This is a genomic window from Variovorax paradoxus NBRC 15149 (assembly GCF_001591365.1).
In the GTDB taxonomy this organism is placed as follows: Bacteria; Pseudomonadota; Gammaproteobacteria; order Burkholderiales; family Burkholderiaceae_C; genus Variovorax; species Variovorax paradoxus.
On record NZ_BCUT01000002.1, the window covers coordinates 710,965 to 729,958 of the forward strand.

An 18,994-nucleotide genomic window follows, 5' to 3' on the forward strand; every position below is an offset into this window, starting at 1 on the left:
TATTCAGCAGGACCGCAGTGGGCCTGGCCCAGTCTTTCAGTTCTCCAGAAAGCCGTCGGTCGATTCGGCCGCCCACCATCTACCTCGAGAGCCTGACCAAGAGACCGGGTGCGGGCGTGGGCAGTACGCCTTCGACGTCCGCCCTAGAGCGCATCGAACTCCTTGGCTGGTTGGATCACCTGCAGGATTCACACCATCTCCAGCGCCTCTGCAGAATCACCTCAGGCCTTCTCGAAAGCCGGCCTGCCGATGGCCGCGCCGAGCAGCAGTGCCGCGACTTTGGATGTGATGTTGCCGTTCACCGGCGGCTCCTTGCACCCTCTTGCGCGGCTACTGTGAACTCGAGGACCTCCGGTGCATCGGCTTTTGGGTGGGTGCCGCGGCATCGTCGCGCCAGCGCGTGGTTAGCCACCCATGACAAAACGCCTGGGCAGAAATAGGACAAAGCGCCCATGCGCGGTCCGGAACCGATCGCTACCGTGGTGCCATGCCTGCTTCGGCATGAACGCCAAACCGGGGGCCAGCCAATGAAGAATCGCATGAGTCCACATGCCGCCCTGATGGCTCGCCCGGTTCGCCGCGTCGCGCGCGCCACCGCCGTGTTGACCGTCCTCCTGTCCTCAGCCCTGGCAGGGGCGCAAACAGCCAGCAGCCAGAAGGCAGACAAGGGCGAGATCCAGCGCGGCCGCTATCTGGTGATGGTCGCGGGCTGCAATGATTGCCACACGCCCGGCTACGCCGCAAAGAACGGTGAGGTGGATGAAAAGCTGTGGTTGACGGGCGACGCCCTGGGCTGGTCCGGCCCTTGGGGCACGACGTATCCGGTCAACCTGCGCTTGTTCATGGCCGACATGAGCAAGCAGCAGTGGGTGAAGCATGCTCGCACCATGACACCCCGCCCGCCCATGCCATGGTTCAACGTGCGCCCGATGACGGACGCGGACTTGAAGGCCATCTACGCCTACACCCGCTCGCTGGGCCGCGGTGGCGACCCGGCGCCCGCTTTCGTACCGCCGGGTGCCAACAAGCCTGGCGGCCCGTTGGTGCAGTTCCCCGGATGACCGGTCTGGATCGGCGCAGACTCACTTGCCCACCGCCGCCATCCCGCCTGTCACCAGCGGCGAGTCTTGAAAAGCATCGACCAGGAAGTCGACCATCATCCGCACCTTGGCGCTGAGATGTCGACGGCTTGCATAGATTGCCAGGATGTCGACGGGCGGCATGTGATAACCAGGCATGACCTCGACCAATCGACCAGCCCGCACATCCTCGCCAATCACGAAGCTCGGTTGCCAGATGACGCCGGCACCAGCGAGCGCCGCGGCGCGGGCGGTTTCGCCATTGTTGGCGCGCAAGGCCCAGCGCACGCGCACGGATTCCAGTGTTCCGCCGGGGCCGGCAAACTGCCACTCGTCGGAGGTCGCACCGTAGGTGTAGCCCAGGCACGGATGCCGCGAAAGGTCCGCCGGCATCTCGGGCATGCCATGGGCCGCAAGGTAGCCGGGCGAGGCACAGACCAGGTTCTGCGAGCGGCCCAGGCGGCGCGCGATATGGTTGCCCGAGGTGGTGCGCGAGATGCGGATGGCCAGGTCGTAGCCCTCTTCGACGATGTCGACCACGCGGTCGATGAGCGCGATGTCGAGCTCGACGTCGGGGTACTTCGCCATGAACTTCGGCCACAGCGGCGCCAGCACGAGGCTGCCGAAGCTCAGCGGCGCGTTGATGCGCAGGCGCCCGCGCGGCTGCAATGACGCGGTGGTCGCCAGGGCCTCGGTCTCCGCCACCTCTTCGAGGATCGATTTCGCCCGGTCGAAGAGCGCTTCGCCCCCTTCGGTGAGCGACAGGCGCCGCGACGTGCGGTTCATGAGCCGCGTGCGCAGGTGGGCTTCCAGCTCATTGACGTAGCGCGTCACGTTGGCCGGCGAGGTGTCCAGCGCGTCGGCCGCCTTCGTGAAGCTGCCCCGCGCCACCACGGTGACAAACACCTCGTACGCACGCAATCGGTCCATGGGCCCACTTCCAATCATTCATAAAAGCTGAATGAGTAAACCACTTTTGGGCTCTTTCTGGAAGTGAAGCTGAATCATAAATTCACCTCACCCCAACACCAACAGAAAGGAAAACCCCATGACCGACACCGATCTCAGCTCCGCCGCCCCCTCTGCGCCCACCCGCCGCGCCCTGCTTGGCGGCGCCGTCGCCGTGGGCGCCACCCTGGCCATGGGCCGCGCCGCACACGCGGCACCCGCCGCCAACGCGGTGCCGGGCTTCCGCTCGGGCAGCGCGGAGGTGAACGGCACCCGCATTCACTACCGCATCGGCGGCAGCGGGCCAGCCGTCGTGCTGCTGCACGGCTATGCCGAGACCGGGCACATGTGGAACCCGCTGATGCCGCTTCTGGCCAGGACGCACACCGTGGTCGTGCCCGATCTTCGGGGTGCCGGCGATTCCTCGAAGCCCGAGACAGGCTATGGCAAGAAGAACATGGCTGTCGACATCCACGAGCTTGTGCGCTCGCTCGGCATTCGCAGCGTCAGCATCGTCGGCCACGACATCGGCCTGATGGTGGCCTACGCATATGCCGCGCAGTTTCCTTCGGAGACCGACAAGGTGGTGCTCATGGACGCCTTCCTGCCCGGCATCGGCGAATGGCAAAACGTCTGGCTCCTGCGCGACCTGTGGCATTTCCATTTCCACGGCGCGACGCCGCTGGCGCTCGTGAAAGGACGCGAGCGCATCTATTTCGAGCACTTCTGGAACGACTTTGCGGCCGACCCCAAGCACTCGGTGCCCGAAGCCGACCGCCAGTTCTATGCCAGGGCCTACGCGCAACCCGGTGGCATGCGTGCAGGGTTTGAATATTTCAAGGCTTTCGAGCAGGATGCGGCCGAGTTCGCCGAACTGGGCAAGACGCCGCTGCCCATGCCGATGCTGGTGCTCTCCGGTGAAAAAGCCGGCGGTACCTTCCTGATCGAGCAGGGAAAGATGGTTGCGACCAACGTGCAGGGCGTCCTCGTCAAAGGCTCCGGGCATTGGTTGATGGAAGAGGCGCCAGAGCAGGTCATTCCGGCATTGATCAATTTCCTGGGCTAGCGGAAAAGCTGCCAAACCTGGAGAACCAAGATGGACCTGCAACTCGATGGAAAGCTCGCCCTGGTGAGCGGAAGCACCGCCGGCATCGGCTTTGCAATTGCGCGCACGCTGGCCCAGGAGGGCGCAAGCGTGATCGTGAACGGCAGATCGCAGGCAGCGGTCGACGAGGCGGTGGACCGCATCCGCTCGGAAACGCAAGGCACGGTGCTCGGTTATGCCGGGGACCTCAGCCGGGCCGACGCTGCCGAGGAAGCCGTGCGTCGCCACCCCGGCATCGGCATCCTCGTGAACAACCTCGGCATCTTCGAGGCCAAGGCCTTCGAAGATATTCCCGATGAAGACTGGCAGCGCTTCTTCGACATCAACGTGCTGAGCGGCGTTCGTCTCGCGCGCCTGGTGCTGCCGGAGATGAAGCGCGCGAACTGGGGCCGGATCATCTTCATCTCCAGTGAAAGCGCGGTGCAGATCCCGACCGAGATGATTCACTACGGCATGACGAAGACCGCGCAACTCGCGGTGTCGCGCGGTCTTGCGGAATCGCTCGCCGGCACCCACATCACGGTGAACAGCGTACTTCCGGGCCCGACCAGATCACGCGGCGTCGGCGACTTCGTGGAAGGCATGGCGCGCTCGAGCGACAAGAGCTTCGAGCAGGTCGAGGCAGAGTTCTTCGACCACGTCCGCCCGACCTCGCTGATCAAGCGCTTCGCTTCGCCGCAGGAGGTGGCCTCGCTCGTGGCCTACGTGGCAAGTCCGCTCGCGTCGGCGACCACGGGTGCGGCCCTGCGCGTCGACGGCGGTGTCGTCAAGAGCGCCTTCTGACGAGGGCGCGATCGAAGCTCAACGGCTGGGCGCCTTGAAGGCGATTCCAATCGCAGCTCATTCGCAGAGCTTGATCCAGCGTTCGAGCCGGCCCACCACGCGAGAAGTGTTGAGTCGGCCGATCGAGCCTTCCATATCCTCGTTGCCTTCGATCTGGCAGAGCAGCACAACCTCTTCACGCGCGTCGCCGGTGCCGAAGAAACCCTCACGATCGAGTTGTTCCATGGCGGCAATGCAAGCCTCGAACAGGCCTGCGTACAGGACGTCGAATTCAACGTCGCAAGGCAGGTCGCTGCGGTGGCATGGCAGGATCATGCGGTAGGCGATGTCGAGGAACTCACCGCCCTCCGCGTAGGGCCACTCGGCGGAGCACCAGACTTCGCTTTCATCGTCCATGTCGCCCGGAGCGCCCAAAGCGAGATGGCCAGCGGCATGGACGATGGTCATCGCACCGTCATCGCTGCCGAGCGAGAAAAGGCGGATGGTTTCGTCAGGATGGGCCGCGCGGATGGCCTGGAAGGCGCGGCGAGCACCTTCGCGAATCTCTTTGGTGAGCAAGGGGAAGTCGATTCGAGCGGGATCGTGCATGCCCTGGCGCACCCGTTTGTAGCCCTGCGCCTCGATCTCGTGGCCGCGCTGCGCGAGGGCATTCTTTGCGGCTTGGGGACTTGCGAACTCGGCGACCATGGAGTGCCCCATGGTGTTCACCTTGCCGTTCGCGCTCCACAGCGAATTGCCGAACTGGCGCAGTTCGTGAAAGTCCGTGGGCACCTCGTTGTCGAAGCGATAGAACAGTGACCAGGTCATTGGCGGGGAACTCCTTCGGGGCGCGCAGTGGCACGACGATACGACGTACTTCGGCTTGACCGCTCATTCGCGTACCGTCGGCGCGAGCGTGAGGCCTATCATTTCTGCTGATCCCCTGGCGGAATGCGAGCCTTAGATTTTCCAAGGAAATCCTGTGCCTTACCTGCAACTCGACGTCAACGACAGCTATCCCGAGGATTTGAAGCAACAGCTCGCGGCTCGGATGTGCGAGACCTATGCTTCGATGATGAGCGTTGATATTCGGCGAATATCCGTAGCGATCCGGGAATTGGGCGCCGGCGCTATCTGGCGCGTCGCCGAAGCGGGCAAGGCGCCTGTGCCCGTTTCCTTGCTGATGCTGGACATCCGCCGCGGCCGGCCAGCCGAGCTTCGGATGGAGGTAGCCAAAGCCTTGTGCGCGCATTGCATCGAACTGCTGGGCCTGCGCGAGGACCGATTGAACGTCGAGTTCACCCAGCATGAAGGCGACGAGATGTACCACCCCGCCCTGGGTGGCTTCAGCCCGGACTGGAAGCCGGGAGAAACCTGAGACCGGCATCCGCTCAGTGACCGGCCACCAGTCTCTACTCAAGAACAGCGGATAGGAACCCGCGGCCAGAAAAGTCCGCGCCAATCGGCAACGCCGACCGCCCCCTCAGGGCTGAAACCCCGAGCGCCGCACCACCGGCTCCCACTGCTGGCGGAAGGCCTTGAGCATCTGCACGGTCTCGGCCTGCGTGCTCACGATGGGCGTGATGTAGGCGGCGTTGGCGGCCTTCTGCAGCGCCGGGTCCTGCATGACTTCGCGGATCCTGGTGGACAGCAGCTGCACCTTGGCCGGCGGCATCGTGGCCGGGGCGAAGAAGGTGTTCCAGCCGTCGGCATCGATCTTCATGCCGGCTTCGCGGAAGGTGGGGATGCCCGGCGCGAAGCTCACGCGCTGCTTGCCCGACACGGCCAGGATGCGGATCTTGCCGGCCACGTGCTGGCCGTAGAGCGAGTCGAGCGTGTCGATGGCAATCGGCAGGCTGCCGCCGCTCAGGTCGGCCGACAGCGGCGCCGAGCCGCCGTAGCCCTTGATCTGCGGCTGCACGCTCAGCGCGTCGCCCACCATCAGGCCGAAGAAGTGCGGCAGGCTGCCGGTGGCCGGCACGCCGAAGACGGCCTCTTCGGGATGCGCCCAGAGCCGGCCGACCAGGAACATCGCGCGGTCGAGCTGGAGCTTGTTGCCCACGGCCAGCGCGAAGTCGTAGCTGCTGACCTGCGACACCGGCACGAAGTCTTTCTCGGCGTCGTAACCCGCGTCCTTGAAGACGAGCGGCGCCACCACCATCACCGCGGGATTGCCGAGCATCAGCACGTTCTGCGACGCGGGCGCGCGCCGGAGCTCCTTGGCCGCGAGCCGGCCGCCTTCGCCGGGTCGGTTCTCCACCGTGACGGCCACGCCCAGCTTGGGGCCCAGCCGCTCGGCGACCAGGCGCGCGATGCGGTCGGTGCTGCCGCCGGCGGTGTAGCCGACCACGAGCGTGAGCGCGCCATCGAGCGCGGGCGCCTGGGCGTGGGCCAGGGGAGCGGCACCGGCGGCGAGCGCCAGGCACCATGCCGTGAGCTTGCGCCGGGAAAGGAATGCGGTCATCGGATCTTCCTGCTTGCAGTGGTGGCGACCGGGCGCGCGCAGGACTTCACGGCGACAATCGCCAGCCCACATTCGTTTCTTCCCGTGTCATTTGTTACATGGTTATACGCACGCAACAAACAGTTGATCTAATCCATCATTTCCGCGCGAGGCGCGCGAACGACACCGCCTTGACGGCCCCGACCTGATGCACGACACGCAAGGCATGCAAGCCTTTCCCGACGCCAGCGCCCTGCGCGCGCCCCGCTCCCTGGACGAGCTGCTGCTGTACCGGCTTTCGCGCGCGGTGCGCACCGCCAGCGGCATGGCCACGCGCCTGGTCGAAGGCGGCTTCGGCATCACGCGGCGCGAGTGGGGAATGATCGGCACGCTCGCGCAGCATGGCGAGATGAGCTCCTCGGCGCTGGCCGCGCATCTGCAGCTGGACCGCGTGCGCACCTCGCGCGGCCTGCGCAGCCTGGTCGAGAAGAAGCTGGTGTCGCGCCGGCAGGACGAGGAGGACCGGCGCGGCGTGCATGTCCGGCTGAGCCCCTCGGGCCGGGAGCTTTTCGAGCGGGTGTTCCCGCGCATCGCGGCGCTCAACACCGATCTGCTCGCCGGCATCGCGCCCGCGCAGCTCGACGTGTTCCTGCAGTGCCTGCAGCACCTCGAGCAGCGCGCCGGCGCGCTGAGCGCACAGGGCGTGGTGGTGGAGAAGGCCGACCGGCGCGCGGGCGGCACCCGGCACCGCTGGCCCGAGGCGGGCTGAATCAATCCCGCGGCCGCGGCACAGGCCGCGCGCTGGCACGCATCGTGCAAAACGATGGCAATGCCTTCTCTTTTCTCCCTCGATCTTTTCCACCAGCGGCTTCGCTGGATGGCGGGCCGCGCCCAGCCGCTGCGGGTGTTGCTCACGCTCGGCAGCCTGATGGCGATCGGCAGCCTCAGCGGACATGCCGAAGCGATCACGCCGCTTTTCCTCGGTGCCATTGCAAGCGCGCTGGCCGAGACCGACGACAGTGCCCGGGGCCGGCTGCGCGCGCAGGCCGTCACGCTGGCGTGCTTCGCGGCGGCGGCCTTCGCGGTGGTGTCGTGGATCGACCACCCCCTGCTCTTCGTCCCCGGACTGGCGCTGGCCGCGTTCGCGCTGACGATGCTGGGCGCGATCGAGCCGCGCTACAAGGCCGTCGGCTTTGCGACGCTCGCGCTGGCGATCTACGCCATGCTGGGCATCGACGGCGGCGCGGCCGCGCCGGGCGGCACCGGCCGGCTCGGCGAGGCCCTGTGGCTGCTGGCGGGCGCCGCCTGGTATGGCGTGTTCTCGGTGGCCTGGTGCACGCTCTTTCCGGCGCAGCCGGTGCAGGCGCAGCTGGCGGGGCTGTTCCGCGTGCTGGGCGACTACGTGTGCTTCAAGGCCTCGCTCTTCGAGCCGCTGCGCGGCATCGACATGGAGCGCAAGCGGCTGTCGCTCGCGCAGCTCAACACGCAGGTGGTGGCCGGGCTCAACGCGGCCAAGGAAGGCATCTTCCGGCGCATCGGCAGCACGCGCGCGCCCACGGGCCGCATCGTGCGCTACCGCGGCCTCTACCTGATAGCGCAGGACGTGCACGAGCGCGCCACCTCCTCGCATGACGACTACAACGCGCTGGCCGATGCCTTCTTCCACAGCGACCTGCTCTACCGCTGCCAGCGCGTGCTGGCGCTGCAGGGCGAGGCCTGCCGGCGGCTCGCCGTGTCCGTCGAGCGGCGCGAACCCTTTGCCGCCGATCCCGCCACCGGCCACGCGCTCGCGGAGCTGCACAGCGCCATCGACCACGAGCGCGCGCAGCCATTGCGCGAACCGCGCCGGCAGGCACTGCTCGCATCCGTCGAGGCCATGGCGTGGAACCTGGCGCAGCTCGAGCGGCAGCTCGCCGGCGCCACCGAGCCCTCGGCCCGCGCCGGGCGCGCCGACATGGGCCTGTTCGACCGCTCGCCGCGTTCAGCGCGCGAGATGGTGGAACGCGTGCGGCGCCAGTTCACGCCGCGCTCGGCGCTGTTCCGCCACGCGCTGCGGCTGGCGGTGGCGCTGGTGGCCGGCTACGGCGTGATGCTGCTGATCCATCCGGTGCGCGGCTACTGGATCCTGCTGACCACGCTGTTCGTCTGCCAGCAGGCCTGGGGCGACACGGTGTCGCGCGTCGGCCAGCGCGTCGCGGGCACGGCGATCGGCGTGGTGGCGGGCTGGGCCCTGCTGGTGCTTTTTCCGCAGCCCTGGGCGCAGTCGCTGCTGGCGGTGGCCGCGGGCGTGTTCTTCTTCGCCACGCGCGCGACACGCTACCTGCTGGCGACCGCCGCCGTCACGGTGCTGGTGCTGATGTGCTTCAACCAGGTGGGCGACAGCGACATGCTGATGGTGCCGCGGCTGATCGACACCGCCATCGGCAGCCTGATTGCCGCGCTCGCGATGCTGCTGGTGCTGCCGCACTGGCAGGCGCGGCGCTTCAGCGACCTGGCGGCCGCGGCGCTGCGCAACCATGCGCACTACCTGCGGCAGATCGCGGGCCAGTACCGCTCGGGCGCGCGCGACGACCTGGCCTACCGGCTCGCGCGGCGCAACGCCCACAACGCCGATGCGACGCTGTCCACCGCCGTGTTCGAGATGTTCCGCGAACCCGGCTTCGTGCGGCCGCGCGCGGGCACGGCGCTGCGCTTCCTGATCCAGTCGCATGCGCTGCTGAGCTACCTCTCGGCGCTCGGCGCGCACCGCGTGGCACTGCCTGCGCCGCAGCAGCTTGAAGCGCTGCGCGCGGAGGCCGAGGGCGCCGCGGCGGCGCTGGACGCGCTGGCGTCGTACCTGGAAGGCGGCCCACCGGAAGCCGTGGCCGAGCCCGCGGATCTTGCACTGCCGCAAGCACTGCCCCAGGGAAGCGATGCCGGCGACCACGCCGCGCGGCTGTTCCGCACCGAGCTCGCGCGGGTCCGCCAGCAGATCGAGGCGCTGCGCGAACAGGCCGCCCAATGGCTGCAGCCGCAACCCGAAGGCGCCGCCGGCAATTGAGCGGTCGAAGCGCTCAGCGCAGCTCGAACAGCGCAGCCGCGTTGCCCCAGGCGATGCGTTTCGCCACGTCGGGCGGCAGGTCGCCGAGCCAGGTGCGGTAGCCGCGCATGATCTCGTCGTAGGCGCTCCAGCGCTGGTTCACCCAGGTGTCGGAGCCGATCATGAAGCGCTCCGGGTACTTGAGGATCAGCGCGCGCCACTCGGGGCACAGCCGGCCGCCTTCGCAGGTCAGGCCCGGCCGGTACGAGAGTTCGCCCATCAGCAGCGGATAGCGTTCCAGCATCGCCTGCACCCGTTCGATGGGCGCACCGCCGATGCCGGTGTGGGCCCAGATCAGGCGAAGGTCCCGGCCCTTCGACGGCGCGTTGGCCATCAACAGGTCAATCGCCACGTCGTCGACGTGCGCAAGCACCGCGAGCTTCTGCCGCTCCGCCAGCGCGACCAGCTTCTTCGCGACCGGGCCGTCGGCATTGGCGCTGTCGTACAGGTGGAACTCGCCGATCCCGCGGTAGGGCCCGCTCGCGGTGCCGCGCGCCAGTTCGGCCTGCACCATGTCGTGGATCGTCTCGTCGCGGAACCAGTTGCTGTAGTCGTCGCGGTTGCGGTACAGCCGCACGAAGGGCACCACGGCCACGCCCGCGGCGCGGGTCTCGCGCGCCGCGGCCAGCGTTTGCGTGCCGGCATTGGGCCGCGAGTTGGCAATGATGGCCGTCACGTTGTTGCGCTGCATGCGCGCGAGCGCCTCGGCGGGCGGATAGGGTCCGGTGTTGCCGTCCCAGGCTTCCTGGTTGTAGTGCAGGTGCGTGTCGAACAGCGGGCCGGCATAGGGCGGCGAAGTCTGCGCAGGCTGGGCGCGAGGCGCCGCGGCAAGGCAGGTGGCCAGCACAAGGGCCGTGGCGGACGCGATGGCTTTCATGGGCTTCGTGAAGGATGGGGCCTCGCTATTCTGACCTGACGCCTCGGCCGGGACCGGCCATCACTTCGCAAACCGCCTCCGATACTCCACGAGGCTCACGCCAAGGCGCCGGCCGAAGGCGCGCCTGAAGCCGTCCACGTTGGCATAGCCCACCTCGCCCGCCAGGCGCTTGGCCGGCAGCTGCGACTCTTCGGCCAGGCGGCGGGCGGCATCGATGCGGGCGTTCTCGACAAACTCGGCCGGCGTGGTGCCGGTCTCGCTTCGAAAAATCCGCGCGAAGCTGCGCTCGCTCATGCCCGCGCGCGCGGCCAGCGCCGGCACGGACAGGTCGTCCTTCAGGTGCGAAAGCACATGGTCCTGCACCTGCCGCATGCTCGAGCGCTCGGAAGTCTGGGCCGCCAGGTGGGCGCTGAACTGGCTCTGGCCGCCAGGGCGCTTGAGGAACATCACCAGCTCACGCGCGACGCGCAGCGCGAGTTCGCGGCCGTGGTCCTCCTCCACCATGGCAAGCGCCAGGTCCATGCCCGCGGTCACCCCGGCCGAGGTGAAGAGCTTGCCGTCCTTCACGTAGATCGCGTCCGGTTCGACACATGCCAGCGGGTAGGCCGTGGCCAGGCGCGCGGTGGAGTTCCAGTGGGTCGCCACGCGCTTGCCGTCCAGCAGCCCGGCGGACGCGAGCACGAAGGCGCCGCTGCACACCGAGCCGTAGCGGCGCACCGTGCGCGATTGGCGCCTGAGCCAGTTGTGCAACGCCGCATCGCCGACCACGTCATTCATACCGGGGCTGCCGGCCACGAGCAAGGTGTCGATCGGCCCGCGATGCGTGCCCACCGTGGCATCGACCGCCAACCGCACCCCGCTGCTGCTCTTGAGCAACCCTGTCTCGGTGCCGATCACCTGCACCTGGTAGGCGCGCGGCTGCCCGAGCTGGCGGGCCGCCTCGGCGAACACGTCGGCGGGGCCGGCGACGTCGAGCAGCTGGACACGGGGAAAGGCAAGGATCGCGACACGCATGGCGGTGAAGGCTCGGTGATTGGCAGAAAACGTCGTGCCGCGGCGCCCACGGCCCGAGCAGTTTGGCAGAAACTATCCGTACCAGCAAATTCAGCCAACGAGGCCAGCATGCAGAACGAGTCATTGAATCCGCCCTTTCCGGTGTTCCACGCCGCAAGCGAAGCTTCGCTGCGCAACCTGCCCGTCAACCTGTTCGGCTCTGTCATGGGGCTTTCGGGGCTGGCCTTGGCCTGGCGGCTGGCACATGGCAGCCTGGGCGCGCCGGCCGTCATCGGCGAGGCCATCGGCGCCTTTGCGCTCGGCGTCTTCGTGCTGCTGGCGCTGGGCTATGCGATGAAGCTGGCCAGGCATCCGCAGGCCGTGCGCGGAGAGTTCAATCACCCGGTGACCGGCAACTTCTTCGGCACCATCGTCATCTCGATGCTGCTGCTGTCGGCCGTGATCGCGCCCTACAGTGCGTCCGCCGCGCACGCGCTGTGGACCCTGGGCGCGATCGCGACCTTCGTGCTCGGCTTCGTGGTGGTCTCGCGCCTGCTCAGAGGGCAACTGGATGCATCGCATGCGGTGCCGGCCTGGCTGATCCCTGGCGTCGCCACGCTGGACATCGCAGTGACCGCCGGGCACGAGCCGTCCATGGCCTGGGCCGCAGAGCTGAACCTGCTCGCAATGGCCGTGGGCGCGGTGCTCGCACTGGTGCTGCTCGTGCTCATCGTCGGCCGGCTGGTGCACCAGCCGCCGCTCGCGCCGGCGATGACGCCCTCGCTGATGATCCTCGTGGGGCCCTTCGCGGTCGGGTTCCTCGCCTACACGAACATCACGGGCAGCATCGACCGCTTTGCCGCGCTGCTCTTCTACTTCGCGCTCTTCATGTTCGCGGTGCTTGCGCCGAAGGTGTTCAGGCCCAGCATCAATTTCTCCGCGGGATGGTGGGCGATCGGCTTCCCGATGGCCGCACTGGCCAACGCGGCGCTGAAGTACGCGCAACTGCGGGCGACCGCGCCGCTGTGGACCATCGCGGTCCTGCTGCTCGGGATGCTGACCGTGGCGCTGGCGGTGCTCACGGTGCGCACCCTGCGCATCGCGTTCAACGGAAAGCTGTTCAGCTGAGCCAGGGCTTCCGGGCGCACACCGGCCACGAAAGCAGCAATGCCCGTTAGTCCAGCGGCTCGAACCCCGGCGCCTGCTCCATTTCTGAAGGCTTGTAGATCTTGTGCTGCGCCGCGGTGCCGATGGCATCGGCAACCACCAGCAGCCGCCAGAGCGGCTCGCGCGCCGAGCTTGCGCGTTCTTCGTCCGTGAGCCGGAAACCGGGCACTCCGGTGGACGTGCCCTTCACCACCACCCTGAGAAGCTTGGCGCCCTTCGCGTTCGACACTTCGAGGTCGTAGCCGAGCTTCTGGCTTGTGACGTCCTCGGCGTTGTAGCCGTAGCCCTTGAAGTGGCGCATCACGTAGTCCATGGCGGCGGCCTGGACCTCCTCCCGCGAGGCCGACCGCTCGGCAGCCGCCGCGCCCGCATCGGCGGCCGCAGCGACCGGCACGCTGCCCCGCGCCTTGGCCGCCTGTATCTCCGCTTCGCCGGGCACCCAGCCGCGCGCACCGCGCACCAGGATCGCGAGCTGCTGGTCGGAATCCCAGCTTGCAACATGCCATTCGGCGTCGTCGCGCACGCGCGTGGAAACCTTCGCGCTCTTGTTGCTCTCGAGCTCGGCAATGGCGACGCGGTTGGTCTGCAGCACGGCACGGAAGCCCTGGCCCGCATCGACGGTGCGCTTGAGCAGCGCACGGCGGTCCTTGGCGCGCTGGATCTGCTGGGGGCTGCGCACGCCGCCGCCGACGCGGTGCTGCGTGTCGAGCGACTCGAGGCAGAACCAGTGTCCGCCGGCGCCGATGTTCACGAATTCGGCCCAGATGGTGGCAATGACGTTGTCGCCCGTTGCAAGCCAGGCGTGGTCGAACGGCTTTTCCCGCGCATCGAAGACGCCCATCTTCGCAACGATCTCGACCGGCGTGAGCCGCGGTCCGGAAAGCCGCATCTCATCGATGACGGCGAGCACTTTGGGGTCGACTTCCTTGTCCATTCAGCGGGGTCTCTGGCGAGTTGGGGGGTGGGAGTATGCCGCATCCGGCGCGGGCCGGTGCCGCGGCATCGGCCCGTTCAGCGGCCATCCGTTCGTTTCGAAGCGATGACGCCGTCCGGCACCAGCACGAGCAGCGCACCCGCGCCGACGACCGCGAAGACGGCGCCATAGAGAAAGACCGCGGCGTGGCCCACATGGTCCCAGAGCAGCCCGGCGACGATGCTGGCCGCCAGTTCGAGGAGGCCCACGGTGGTGCTGTACCAGCCGATGCCGCTGGCACGCAGCCGCTCGGGCACGAAGTCGGAGGCAAACGCCTTGCCGACCGAGCGGAACATGCCCTGGTAGAGCCCGTAGAAGACGAACAGCAGCGCAATCAGCTGGATGCCGCCGGCGCAAAGCCGATGTAGGCCGCGCGGAAGATCCCGAACGACAGCAGCAGTACGCCTTTGCGTCCGAAGCGGTCCGACAGGAAGCCGGCCGGATAAGAGACCAGCGCCGCCACCAGATTGAAGCCCGCATAGATCAGCGTGGTGGTCACGAGCGAGGCGCCGATCTCCTGGGTCCGCAGGATCAGGAACGCGTTGCTCGAATTGCCGAGGCCGAACAGCGCCGTCGCCAGCAGATAGGCCCAGTAGGCCTTGGGAAACTGCTGCGGCCCGATGTCGATCCGGGCCTTGGCCGCAACCGCCGCTGCCGGACGCTCGCCCACCAGCAGCGCCATCAGGAAGGCAAGCAGGCCCGGCACGAATGCGATGTAGAAGATCCAGCGGATCTCGACCGCCAGCGCACCCATCAGCAGCACCGCGAGCAGCGGCCCGAGGAAAGCCCCCAGGTTGTCGCCGAAGCCTTCGAGCCCGAAGGCCTTACCGCGGTGCGCCTCGGAAAAGGAGGACGCGAGCAGCGCGTCGCGCGGCGCCGAGCGAAAGCCCGCGCCGATCCGGTCGAGGAACCGCGCGCCCAGCACCGTCGGCCAGCCCGCCGCGAGGCCGATCACCGGCTTGGCGAGCGCCGCCAGCAGATAGCCGGCGAGCGCGATCGGCTTGCGGCACTGCCGCCTGTCCGACAGCCAGCCGGAGAAACCCTGGACGATGTTCTGCGCCGCCTGCGCAATGCCGTCGACGAGCCCGACGATCGGACAGGCGCGAGCTACGGCATGCGGCTTGAAAATCATCTATTTCGATGCTAAAATGCATCGCTTTTGATGACGTAATTTTGCCATGAGAACTACTGTCACCATTGAAGACGCTCTCTACGAGGAAGCGCTCGCAGTTGCGGATCCCAGCATGGACAAATCGGACCTCTTCAGGGAAGCGATCAAGACCTTCGTGAGGGTGCAAGCGGCCAAGCGACTTGCAGCCCTCGGGGGGCGTGCGCCCAAGATGCCCGATGTGCCCCGCCGTCGCGGAGGCATGAATTCGTGAAACCTGTCCTGGTCGACACCTCGGTCTGGGTTGACCACTTTCGCGCCCGCAATGTCGCCTTAGAGCAATTGCTCGAACTGGATAGGGTTTTGATGCATCCTATGGTTCTGGGAGAGCTTGCGTGCGGCACCCCGCCGTCGCGCAAGCAGACGCTCGGCCATCTCCAGCACCTGCGACAGATGCAGCAGGCGAACTTGCGGGAGGTGCTCGTCCTGATTGAGACGGAACGCCTGTTTGGAGTGGGGTGCGGGCTTATCGACCTGACTCTGCTGGCATCCACGCTCATGACACCAGGGGCGGAGTTGTGGACCTTGGACAGGCGCTTGGGCGACTTGGCACACCGATTTGCAGTGGTCCACCGCCCGGTCGGGCATTGAGCCTACGCTCGCACATGTCGCCTTTTGCCATCGGCAGCAGGATGCGCCGAACGTTGGCGCAGCCGCGCGCCGGCGGAGCCTCGCCGCTGCCGACAAACCGCCCTTGTTGTCCAGCCCAACCAAGCCAGCCGCGGCGCGCCCTGCGCTCGACCCGCGGTCACTGCGACACGACCGCGATCCCTCTGAACTGCCCCGGCTTCGTCTTCTTCTCCGGCCGGGGATAGCGCTGCGGCGCGAAGCGGTGCAGCAGCTCCGCCTCGCGCTCGGTGGCGAGCGCAAGGTTGGCCAGCTTCACATGACCGAAGCCGCGAATCGAGAGCGGCAGCGCCGCGATCTGCGCGGCGAGCTGCTGGTTCGCCGGTGAAAGCTCGGCGACCAGCTGATCGAGCCGATGATCGAACTGGATGATCATCGCGCGCTCCGTCCGGCGCTCCTGCGTGTAGCCAAACGGGTCGAGGCCCGTGCCGCGCAGCCGCTTGCCGTGAGCCAGCCATTTCATTGCCGGCAGGATCCACGCGCCGAGGCGGATCTTGGGGGGCGCCTGGCCGTGCGCCGGACGCGAAAGCAGCGGCGGCGCCATGTGGAACTCGAGCTTCAGGTCGCCTTCGAACTGGTCCTTGAGCTTCTGCATGAACGCGCCGTCGGTGTAGAGGCGCGCGACCTCATACTCATCCTTGTAGCTCATGAGCTTCAACAAGCTGCGCGCCGCGTTGTGCGTGAAAGGCAGGCGCGCATCGCCGCCCGGCAGCGCGGACTCGGCCGCCTGCAGCGCGCGGATGCGCTTGTCGAAGCGCTCGGCCCACGCGGCGTTCTGGTAGCCGGTGAGATGGCGGCGCGCATCGGCGAGCAGCACATCCAGCGGGCGCGCGTCGGTTTGCTGCGCCTGCGCTTGCAGGGGCGCAGCACGCAACTGGTCGAGCGCAGCGGGGTCGCCCGCCGCGAGCCGCCCCAGCGAGAACGCCGACTGGTTGGCCGCCACGGCCACGCCGTTGAGTTCGATCGCATGCATGAGCGCCTCCAGGCTCAGTGGCACCAGGCCGCGCTGCCACGCATAGCCGGTCGCGACGATGTTCGCAGCCAGCGTGTCGCCGAGAAACTCCTCGGCCAGGCTCTGCGCATCGAAGGTCTCGACCTGCTCCTCGCCCGCGACGAAGCGCATCTTCTCCAGCAGCAGATCGACATGCAGGTCGGCATCGGGGTTGCGCAGCGACTCGGCCACCGGGATCTCGTGGATGTTGGCGAGCACGCGCGTGCGCCCATGCCGCACGGTCTGCAGCGCGTCGGGCGACGCACCCACCACCACGTCGCACGCGAGGATCGCGTCGGCCTGCTGTGTGTCGATGCGCACCTGGTTCAGCCGCTCGGGCGTGTCGGCCAGACGCACGAAGCTCAGCACCGAGCCGCCTTTCTGCGCGAAGCCCATGAAGTCGAGCACGCTGGCCGACTTGCCCTCCAGGTGCGCGGCCATCGCGATGACCGCGCCCACCGTCACCACGCCAGTGCCGCCCACGCCGGTCACGAGCAGGTCGTAGGGGCCGGTCCATGCGTGCGGCGCGGGGTGCGCGAGCGCGCCCACGCGGTGCAGGAAGGCATCGCGCCCGACCGCCAGCGCCCCGCTCTTGCGCCGCAGCTTGCCGCCGGTGACGCCCACGAAGCTCGGGCAGAAGCCCTTGGCGCAGGAATAGTCCTTGTTGCAGCTGGTCTGGTCGATCTTGCGCTTGCGGCCCATCGGGGTTTCGTGCGGGAGCACGGCCACGCAGTTGCTCTGCACAGTGCAGTCGCCGCAGCCTTCACACACGGCCTCGTTGATGTAGAGGCGCTTGGGCGGGTCGCCCAGCTCGCCCTTCTTGCGACGGCGGCGCTTCTCAGCGGCGCAGGTCTGTTCGTAGATCAGCACGGTCACGCCGGTCATTTCGCGCAGGCGGCGCTGCACCTCGTCGAGCGCGGCGCGGTCATGGAATTCGGTGCCGTGCGGAAAGCGGCTCCTGATGGCGTCGTACTTGCCGATGGCATCGCTCACGACCACTACCTTGGTGACGCCTTCCGACTCCACCTGCCGCGCGATCGCGTCCACGCTGATGACCCCGTCGACCGGCTGGCCGCCGGTCATCGCGACCGCGTCGTTGAACAGGATCTTGTAGGTGAGCGTGGCCTTCGCCGCGACGGCCTGGCGGATCGCCAGGTAGCCCGAGTGGTAGTAGGTGCCATCGCCGAGGTTCTGGAACACATGCGCGGTCTTCGTGAACATCGCGTGCGAGATCCAGTCGACGCCCTCGCCGCCCATCTGGATGAGGCCGGCCGTGCTGCGGTCCATCCAGTTGGCCATGAAATGGCAGCCGATGCCCGCGCGCGCCGTCGATCCCTCTGGCACCTTGGTACTGGTGTTGTGCGGGCAGCCGGCACAGAAGTACGGCAGGCGCTTGACCGCATCGCTCGCATTGCCCAGCAGCTCGGGCGGCGTGAAGTCGCGCACATGCTGCAGATGGTCGCCCAGGTCGAGGTTGTCGGGAAAGTGCACGGCCAGCCAGTGCGCGACCAGTTCGATGAGACGCGAAGGGCGCAGCTCGCCGAGCGCGGACACGAGTGGTCGGCCTTCGCGGTCCTGCTTGCCGACGAGCACCGGGCGCGCGTCGGCGGGGGCGTTGTAGAGGATGTCGCGCAGCTGCGTCTCGACCACCGCCCCCTTCTCTTCCACCACGAGGATCTCGTCGAGCCCGCGCGCGAAGTCCTTGATGCGCGTCTGCTCGACCGGAAAGCTCAGCCCCACCTTGTAGAGCCGCACACCGGCGCGCGCGAGCTGCGCGGGCGAGAGTTCCAGGCGCCGCAGCACCTCCATCAGGTCGTGGTGCGCCTTGCCGCAGGTGACGATGCCCACCCGGGCGTGCGGGCTCAAGATGATGTGGCGGTCGATGCTGTTGCGCCGCGCGAACGCGGCCACGGCCGCGAGCTTGTCCTCCAGCCGCGACTCGATGCGCAGCGACGGCAGATCGGGCCAGCGGTAGTGCAGGCCGTCCGCTGGCGGGCGGTGACCGGTGGCGGCGCGCACGACATCAGCGTCCTCCCAGGCAGACACGCGCGCGTTCACCGCATCGACATCCACCGTGCCGGCGCTCTCGACGATCTCGGACAACGCCGCCATGCCGACCCACGCGCCCGAATAGCGCGACAGCTCGTAGCCATACAGGCCGAACTCCAGGTACTCGGCCACGCTCGCGGGCTGCATCACGGGCATGCGCCATGCCATGAAGGCGTGGTCGCTCTGATGCGGCATCGACGACGACACGCAGCCGTGGTCGTCGCCCGCCACCACCAGTACGCCGCCGTGCGGCGACGAGCCGTAGGCATTGCCGTGCTTGAGTGCGTCGCCCGCGCGGTCCACGCCCGGCCCCTTGCCGTACCACATTGCATAGACGCCGTCGACGGTGCGCTCGGGGTCGGACTCCACACGCTGCGTGCCGAGCACCTGCGTGGCCGCAAGCTCCTCGTTCACCGCGGGCACGAAGCGGATGCCGGCCTCCTTGAAGCGGTCGCCGGCCTTCCAGATGGCCTGGTCGACCATGCCCAGCGGCGAGCCGCGGTAGCCGCTCACGAAGCCCTGCGTGTGCAGGCCGCGTGCCGCGTCGCGCCGCTTCTGCATTGCCAGGATTCGGATCAGCGCCTGCGTGCCGGTGATGAAGACGGCGCCGGCATCGGCCCAGAGGTTGTCGGACAGCTGGTAGCCGGGTCGCTGGAGTGCGGTCGTCTTGTGGGGGGCGTTCATGCCCGGAATTGTTCTGCCGCACCCCAAGTAAGTGTTTCTTCAATACACT

18 protein-coding genes are annotated in these 18,994 nt (G+C 67.8%); 9 read left to right on the forward strand and 9 right to left on the reverse strand.

Annotated features, from left to right (window positions below; all coding sequences use genetic code 11):
- Window positions 1-527 precede the first annotated feature (527 nt).
- On the forward strand, window positions 528-1,061 hold the full coding sequence (locus VPA02S_RS18185) for a c-type cytochrome (RefSeq protein WP_244883582.1): 534 nt from the start codon (window positions 528-530) through the stop codon (window positions 1,059-1,061).
- A gap of 21 nt (window positions 1,062-1,082) precedes the next feature.
- Here the strand turns inward: VPA02S_RS18185 and VPA02S_RS18190 are convergent, their stop codons facing one another.
- Window positions 1,083-2,009, reverse strand: coding sequence for a LysR family transcriptional regulator (locus VPA02S_RS18190; protein WP_062365066.1), 927 nt, complete (start codon window positions 2,007-2,009; stop codon window positions 1,083-1,085).
- Window positions 2,010-2,127: 118 nt separating this feature from the next.
- Here VPA02S_RS18190 and VPA02S_RS18195 point away from each other — a divergent pair, with 118 nt between their 5' ends.
- Together VPA02S_RS18195 and VPA02S_RS18200 are read left to right on the forward strand one after the other, a co-directional pair.
- The gene (locus VPA02S_RS18195; RefSeq protein WP_062365067.1) at window positions 2,128-3,093 is read left to right on the forward strand and encodes an alpha/beta fold hydrolase; all 966 of its coding nucleotides are present in this window, start codon (window positions 2,128-2,130) and stop codon (window positions 3,091-3,093) included.
- A 30-nt stretch (window positions 3,094-3,123) separates the two neighbouring features.
- Window positions 3,124-3,915 carry an SDR family NAD(P)-dependent oxidoreductase gene (locus VPA02S_RS18200; RefSeq protein WP_062365068.1) on the forward strand — a complete coding sequence of 264 codons (792 nt, stop codon included), beginning with the start codon at window positions 3,124-3,126 and terminating at the stop codon, window positions 3,913-3,915.
- A 57-nt stretch (window positions 3,916-3,972) separates the two neighbouring features.
- On the opposite strand, the gene VPA02S_RS18205 is transcribed toward VPA02S_RS18200, so the two are convergent.
- Window positions 3,973-4,722, reverse strand: coding sequence for a DUF4303 domain-containing protein (locus VPA02S_RS18205; protein ID WP_244883584.1), 750 nt, complete (start codon window positions 4,720-4,722; stop codon window positions 3,973-3,975).
- 154 nt (window positions 4,723-4,876) lie between these two features.
- Here VPA02S_RS18205 and VPA02S_RS18210 point away from each other — a divergent pair, with 154 nt between their 5' ends.
- Entirely contained in the window at window positions 4,877-5,272 is a 396-nt protein-coding gene (locus VPA02S_RS18210) for a tautomerase family protein (RefSeq protein WP_062365069.1), read from the forward strand.
- Window positions 5,273-5,377: 105 nt separating this feature from the next.
- Here VPA02S_RS18210 and VPA02S_RS18215 read toward each other — a convergent pair whose 3' ends face one another.
- Complete coding sequence (locus VPA02S_RS18215) at window positions 5,378-6,358, reverse strand: tripartite tricarboxylate transporter substrate-binding protein (protein ID WP_015865842.1); 981 nt, start codon at window positions 6,356-6,358, stop codon at window positions 5,378-5,380.
- A gap of 187 nt (window positions 6,359-6,545) precedes the next feature.
- On the opposite strand from VPA02S_RS18215, the gene VPA02S_RS18220 reads away from it, so the two are divergent.
- Both VPA02S_RS18220 and yccS read left to right on the forward strand, forming a co-directional pair.
- Window positions 6,546-7,106 (forward strand): MarR family winged helix-turn-helix transcriptional regulator, encoded by a 561-nt coding sequence (locus tag VPA02S_RS18220; RefSeq protein ID WP_018904916.1) that lies wholly within the window; start codon window positions 6,546-6,548, stop codon window positions 7,104-7,106.
- A gap of 108 nt (window positions 7,107-7,214) precedes the next feature.
- Window positions 7,215-9,377, forward strand: a complete 2,163-nt coding sequence (gene yccS, locus VPA02S_RS18225; protein WP_062365070.1) for a YccS family putative transporter — start codon at window positions 7,215-7,217, stop codon at window positions 9,375-9,377.
- A 13-nt stretch (window positions 9,378-9,390) separates the two neighbouring features.
- Here the strand turns inward: yccS and VPA02S_RS18230 are convergent, their stop codons facing one another.
- Together VPA02S_RS18230 and VPA02S_RS18235 are read right to left on the reverse strand one after the other, a co-directional pair.
- Complete coding sequence (locus VPA02S_RS18230) at window positions 9,391-10,293, reverse strand: amidohydrolase family protein (RefSeq protein WP_062365071.1); 903 nt, start codon at window positions 10,291-10,293, stop codon at window positions 9,391-9,393.
- A gap of 60 nt (window positions 10,294-10,353) precedes the next feature.
- Entirely contained in the window at window positions 10,354-11,307 is a 954-nt protein-coding gene (locus tag VPA02S_RS18235) for a GlxA family transcriptional regulator (protein ID WP_062365072.1), read from the reverse strand.
- Between the two features lie 108 nt (window positions 11,308-11,415).
- On the opposite strand from VPA02S_RS18235, the gene VPA02S_RS18240 reads away from it, so the two are divergent.
- On the forward strand, window positions 11,416-12,414 hold the full coding sequence (locus VPA02S_RS18240) for an SLAC1 anion channel family protein (protein WP_062365073.1): 999 nt from the start codon (window positions 11,416-11,418) through the stop codon (window positions 12,412-12,414).
- A gap of 46 nt (window positions 12,415-12,460) precedes the next feature.
- On the opposite strand, the gene VPA02S_RS18245 is transcribed toward VPA02S_RS18240, so the two are convergent.
- The 3 genes from VPA02S_RS18245 to VPA02S_RS18255 all read right to left on the reverse strand — a co-directional run bounded on the left by VPA02S_RS18245 (window position 12,461) and on the right by VPA02S_RS18255 (window position 14,558).
- Complete coding sequence (locus VPA02S_RS18245) at window positions 12,461-13,387, reverse strand: protein NO VEIN domain-containing protein (RefSeq protein ID WP_062365074.1); 927 nt, start codon at window positions 13,385-13,387, stop codon at window positions 12,461-12,463.
- Window positions 13,388-13,464: 77 nt separating this feature from the next.
- Window positions 13,465-13,770: an MFS transporter gene (locus tag VPA02S_RS32110; RefSeq protein WP_369688556.1), complete on the reverse strand. Its 306-nt coding sequence runs from the start codon at window positions 13,768-13,770 to the stop codon at window positions 13,465-13,467.
- On the reverse strand, window positions 13,761-14,558 hold the full coding sequence (locus VPA02S_RS18255) for an MFS transporter (RefSeq protein WP_062365076.1): 798 nt from the start codon (window positions 14,556-14,558) through the stop codon (window positions 13,761-13,763). Before VPA02S_RS18255 ends, VPA02S_RS32110 begins: the two co-directional genes overlap by 10 nt.
- 46 nt (window positions 14,559-14,604) lie before the next feature.
- On the opposite strand from VPA02S_RS18255, the gene VPA02S_RS18260 reads away from it, so the two are divergent.
- Together VPA02S_RS18260 and VPA02S_RS18265 are read left to right on the forward strand one after the other, a co-directional pair.
- Window positions 14,605-14,808: a type II toxin-antitoxin system VapB family antitoxin gene (locus VPA02S_RS18260; RefSeq protein ID WP_018904925.1), complete on the forward strand. Its 204-nt coding sequence runs from the start codon at window positions 14,605-14,607 to the stop codon at window positions 14,806-14,808.
- Window positions 14,805-15,185, forward strand: a complete 381-nt coding sequence (locus VPA02S_RS18265; RefSeq protein WP_062365077.1) for a type II toxin-antitoxin system VapC family toxin — start codon at window positions 14,805-14,807, stop codon at window positions 15,183-15,185. The genes VPA02S_RS18260 and VPA02S_RS18265 overlap by 4 nt, the downstream gene beginning before the upstream one ends.
- A 157-nt stretch (window positions 15,186-15,342) precedes the next feature.
- On the opposite strand, the gene VPA02S_RS18270 is transcribed toward VPA02S_RS18265, so the two are convergent.
- Entirely contained in the window at window positions 15,343-18,945 is a 3,603-nt protein-coding gene (locus tag VPA02S_RS18270) for an indolepyruvate ferredoxin oxidoreductase family protein (RefSeq protein WP_062365078.1), read from the reverse strand.
- Window positions 18,946-18,994 lie beyond the last annotated feature (49 nt).

Excerpts from the sequence above, each read along its gene's own strand:
- VPA02S_RS18185 (WP_244883582.1), top strand. The coding sequence starts at position 528 with ATGAAGAATCGCATGAGTCCACATGCCGCCCTGATGGCTCGCCCGGTT.
- VPA02S_RS18190 (WP_062365066.1), bottom strand. The coding sequence starts at position 2,009 with ATGGACCGATTGCGTGCGTACGAGGTGTTTGTCACCGTGGTGGCGCGG.
- VPA02S_RS18195 (WP_062365067.1), top strand. The coding sequence starts at position 2,128 with ATGACCGACACCGATCTCAGCTCCGCCGCCCCCTCTGCGCCCACCCGC.
- VPA02S_RS18200 (WP_062365068.1), top strand. The coding sequence starts at position 3,124 with ATGGACCTGCAACTCGATGGAAAGCTCGCCCTGGTGAGCGGAAGCACC.
- VPA02S_RS18205 (WP_244883584.1), bottom strand. The coding sequence starts at position 4,722 with ATGACCTGGTCACTGTTCTATCGCTTCGACAACGAGGTGCCCACGGAC.
- VPA02S_RS18215 (WP_015865842.1), bottom strand. The coding sequence starts at position 6,358 with ATGACCGCATTCCTTTCCCGGCGCAAGCTCACGGCATGGTGCCTGGCG.
- VPA02S_RS18220 (WP_018904916.1), top strand. The coding sequence starts at position 6,546 with ATGCACGACACGCAAGGCATGCAAGCCTTTCCCGACGCCAGCGCCCTG.
- yccS (WP_062365070.1), top strand. The coding sequence starts at position 7,215 with ATGGCGGGCCGCGCCCAGCCGCTGCGGGTGTTGCTCACGCTCGGCAGC.
- VPA02S_RS18230 (WP_062365071.1), bottom strand. The coding sequence starts at position 10,293 with ATGAAAGCCATCGCGTCCGCCACGGCCCTTGTGCTGGCCACCTGCCTT.
- VPA02S_RS18235 (WP_062365072.1), bottom strand. The coding sequence starts at position 11,307 with ATGCGTGTCGCGATCCTTGCCTTTCCCCGTGTCCAGCTGCTCGACGTC.
- VPA02S_RS18240 (WP_062365073.1), top strand. The coding sequence starts at position 11,416 with ATGCAGAACGAGTCATTGAATCCGCCCTTTCCGGTGTTCCACGCCGCA.
- VPA02S_RS18245 (WP_062365074.1), bottom strand. The coding sequence starts at position 13,387 with ATGGACAAGGAAGTCGACCCCAAAGTGCTCGCCGTCATCGATGAGATG.
- VPA02S_RS18255 (WP_062365076.1), bottom strand. The coding sequence starts at position 14,558 with ATGATTTTCAAGCCGCATGCCGTAGCTCGCGCCTGTCCGATCGTCGGG.
- VPA02S_RS18260 (WP_018904925.1), top strand. The coding sequence starts at position 14,605 with ATGAGAACTACTGTCACCATTGAAGACGCTCTCTACGAGGAAGCGCTC.
- VPA02S_RS18270 (WP_062365078.1), bottom strand. The coding sequence starts at position 18,945 with ATGAACGCCCCCCACAAGACGACCGCACTCCAGCGACCCGGCTACCAG.